Consider the following 3,855-nt stretch of genomic DNA (forward strand, 5'->3'; position numbering starts at 1 on the left):
CGCCGGACGGGCTTTCCCCCACCCACCCGCCCTTACTACCTGCCGGAACAGCCGGCCGGAGGGAATCAGCCTGTCCGGCGATTGAGGACGAGGCCCGGAGGGCCGAAAGGGCAGGGGGAGAGGGGGCGCAGCCCCCATAAGAGTGCGAGCCGTCGCGGACCGTGGCTGTCCGGAAGCCGAGGGAGAATCGCCAACATGTTGGAGACCTCCGCACGGCTGCTCAAGCTCCTCTCCCTGCTGCAGGCCCACCGCGAGTGGTCCGGTGCCGGCCTCGCCGAGCGGCTCGGCGTGACGCCGCGCACCGTGCGGCGCGACGTGGACCGGCTCCGCGAGCTCGGCTACCCCGTCAACGCCAGCCCCGGCACGGGCGGCGGCTACCAGCTCGGCGCGGGCGCGGAGCTGCCGCCGCTGCTCCTGGACGACGACGAGGCGGTCGCCGTGGCCGTGGGCCTGAGGACGGCCGCCGGGCAGGGCATCGACGGCATCGGCGAGAGCTCGGTACGCGCCCTCGGCAAGCTCGAACAGGTGCTGCCCAGCAGGCTGCGCCGCCGCGTCGGCACGCTCAACGCGTTCACCGTGCCGATGCTGCACACCGCACGCGGGCAGACCGTCGACCCGTCCGTACTGACCGAACTGGCCGCCGTCTGCCGGGACTCGGAACGGCTGCGCTTCGACTACCGGGACCACGGCGGCAGCACGAGCCGCCGCGCCGTCGAGCCGCACCGCCTGGTCTGCACCGAGCACCGCTGGTATCTGGTCGCCTGGGACCTGGACCGCGCCGACTGGCGTACGTTCCGGGTGGACCGCGTCACGCCCAGGCCCCCGCACGGCCCGCGCTGCGCCCCGCGCACCCCGCCCGCCGACGACCTGGCCGCGTTCGTCTCGCGTGGCGTCTCCACGCGTGCGTACGCGGAGCAGGCCACCGTCCGGCTCCATGTGCCGCTGGCGGAGGCGGCCCAGCGGGTGACGCCGTCGGACGGCACCCTGGAGGCCGAGACCGAGGGCACCTGTCTGCTGCGCACGGGCGCGGGCAGCCCGGAGTTCATGGTCTTCCACCTGATGTTTCTGGGCTTCGAGTTCGAGGTGCTCGACCCCGAGGGGCTCAGCGAGCAGATGCGGTCGGTCCGGGACCGCCTGAGCCGGGCCCTGGACCGGGGTGATCGGTCTGGTCGTCCGGCGCCCGCAGCGCCGCGTACTCCGGATGGTGCAGATCGAACGCCGGGGACTCCGAGCGGATCCGGGGCAGCGTGAGGAAGTTGTGCCGCGGCGGCGGGCAGGAGGTCGCCCACTCCAGGGAGCGGCCGAACCCCCAGGGGTCGTCGACCTCGACCTTCTCGCCGTACTTGGCCGTCTTCCAGAGGTTGTAGAGGAACGGCAGCGTGGACAGGCCGAGCAGGAAGGACCCGATGGACGAGACGGTGTTGAGCACCGTGAAGCCGTCCGCCGCCAGATAGTCCGCGTACCGCCGCGGCATGCCCTCCGCGCCCAGCCAGTGCTGCACGAGGAACGTTGTGTGGAAGCCCACGAACAGCGTCCAGAAGTGGATCTTCCCGAGCCGTTCGTCGAGCATCTTGCCGGTGAGTTTCGGCCACCAGAAGTAGAAGCCCGCGAAGGTCGCGAACACGACGGTGCCGAAGACGACGTAGTGGAAGTGCGCCACGACGAAGTACGAGTCGGTGACGTGGAAGTCCAGCGGCGGCGAGGCGAGGATCACCCCCGTCAGGCCGCCGAACAGGAACGACACCAGGAAGCCGATCGACCACAGCATGGGTGTCTCGAACGACAGGGACCCCTTGAGCATCGTCCCCGTCCAGTTGAAGAACTTCACGCCCGTCGGCACCGCGATGAGGAACGACATGAAGGAGAAGAACGGAAGCAGCACCGCGCCCGTCGCGAACATGTGGTGCGCCCACACGACGACCGAGAGCCCCGTGATGGCCATCGTCGCGCCGATCAGCGGGATGTAGCCGAACACCGGCTTCCGGCTGAACACCGGGATGATCTCCGTGATGATGCCGAAGAACGGCAGCGCGATGATGTAGACCTCCGGATGCCCGAAGAACCAGAAGAGGTGCTGCCACAGCAGCGCACCCCCGAACTGGGCGTCGAAGACCACCGAGTGGAAGCGCCGGTCGGCCTCCAGGACGAGCAGGGCGGCGGCGAGCACCGGGAACGCCAGCAGCACCAGGATGGACGTGAACAGCACGTTCCAGGTGAAGATGGGCATCCGGAACATCGTCATGCCGGGCGCGCGCATGCCGATGATCGTGGTCAGGAAGTTCACCGAGCCGAGGATCGTGCCGAAGCCGGACAGCGCGAGCCCCATGATCCACAGGTCGGCGCCGATGCCGGGGGACCGCTCCAGGCTGTTGAGCGGCGCGTACGCGAACCAGCCGAAGGCGGCGGGCCCGCTCGGCACCAGGAGCGAGCCGAGCACCATCAGGCCGCCGAAGAGGAACAGCCAGTACGACAGCATGTTCAGGCGCGGGAAGGCCACGTCCGGCGAGCCGATCTGCAGCGGCATGATCTCGTTGGCGAAGCCCGCGAACGTCGGCGTCGCGAAGAGCAGCAGCATGATCGTGCCGTGCATGGTGAACATCTGGTTGAACTCTTCGTTGGACATCAACTGCAGCCCCGGGCGGGCGAGTTCGGCCCGCATCATCAGGGCCATGAGTCCGGCGATCAGGAAGAACGCGAACGACGTGATCAGATAGAGATGACCGATCTTCTTGTGGTCGGTGGTGGTCAGCCAGTCGACGATGATCCGGCCGGGCGTCCGCTCTCGTGCCGGCCGGGCGGCCGCCGGTGCCGTCTGCGTCCCCATCGCTGCCCCTTCGCGGTCGCGTCCTGGGCTTGCCCGAAGCACAGGACATGATGCTCGCCGCCGACCCCGATCCGACAGAGGGCGTACGGCTGCGGCGTGGCGCGCCCCGGGGCCGGCCGCCGTTCCGGAGTCGTGAATTCCCTATGATCTGTCACATCCCGCGAAGCGCCCGGCAATCGCAAATGCGGAGGATCGGTAAAGGGTTTCCGGAGGTATTCGCGCGCGGTCCGGCAGCGCGTCGGGAGCGGGGCCGAGTTCGATTTCCGGTGCTCGCTCCAGGGGGCGACGAGTGCGCCGGAGTTCCCCGTGAATTCACCGCCCACAAGCACCGAACCGCTCGTACGTGTGACGAACTCGGGGCGAAACCGGCGTCGTGATCCTGTGACAGAAGCGTGACCGGAGGGGTACCGGTGACGCATGGTGCACGGCTCCGGGGCTCCCCGGACGGCTCAGGCCCTCCGCCGACGGCACCGGCCCTCCCCGGGCGGCCCGGGCTTCCCTGGCGGACACCGGCCGCCTAACGTGGCGGTCATGGCACCCATACCGACACCCGCCGCCGAGCCCCAGGACAGCCCGGACTCCTACGTCGGCCTCGCCGCCGAGGACGCCGAGCGCCGGGCCCGTGAGCGCGGCTGGTCCACCGTCAGGTCGCTGCCGCCGGGCACGTTCATCACGATGGAGTACCTCGCGGGGCGGCTGAACTTCGAGGTCGCGGACGGCACGGTGAAGCGCTGCTGGAAGGGCTGACACCACCGGCCGCGCGCGAGAACCGGACGGCCGCGCGACGTGCGAAGGCCCCGGCACCTGAGCGGTGTCCGGGGCCTTCGGCGCGCGGGAGTCAGTCTGTGCGTACCGTTCCCGCGGTCTGGGGGGCGGCTCAGCCGCCGGCGAGTGGCCGGGCCGAGGTGCCGCGCACCCGCTCCGGGTGCGGCGGGCGGCGGGGGCCCTGTGGGGTGACCGGGGTGCGCTCGCAGCGGGCGGTGTGCGGGCCCGGGGCGAGGTAGGCGGGGGTGCGGGGGCGGGCGGCGGCG

General features: G+C 70.6%; 2 protein-coding genes and 1 pseudogene. 2 read left to right on the plus strand and 1 reads right to left on the minus strand.

Features of this window, described 5'->3' with window-relative positions; genetic code table 11:
- The first annotated feature begins 195 nt into the window (after window positions 1-195).
- Window positions 196-1,251, plus strand: a complete 1,056-nt coding sequence (locus STRAU_RS35465; protein ID WP_078621714.1) for a helix-turn-helix transcriptional regulator — start codon at window positions 196-198, stop codon at window positions 1,249-1,251.
- A 1-nt stretch (window position 1,252) separates the two neighbouring features.
- Here the strand turns inward: STRAU_RS35465 and ctaD are convergent.
- Window positions 1,253-2,824: pseudogene (gene ctaD / locus STRAU_RS35470) on the minus strand (aa3-type cytochrome oxidase subunit I); the annotation flags it as partial.
- A 531-nt stretch (window positions 2,825-3,355) separates the two neighbouring features.
- Here ctaD and STRAU_RS35475 point away from each other — a divergent pair.
- Window positions 3,356-3,571: an I78 family peptidase inhibitor gene (locus STRAU_RS35475; RefSeq protein ID WP_037664060.1), complete on the plus strand. Its 216-nt coding sequence runs from the start codon at window positions 3,356-3,358 to the stop codon at window positions 3,569-3,571.
- The last annotated feature ends 284 nt before the right edge of the window (window positions 3,572-3,855 follow it).

It is taken from the genome of Streptomyces aurantiacus JA 4570, assembly GCF_000414115.1.
Lineage (GTDB): Bacteria > Actinomycetota > Actinomycetes > Streptomycetales > Streptomycetaceae > Streptomyces > Streptomyces aurantiacus_A.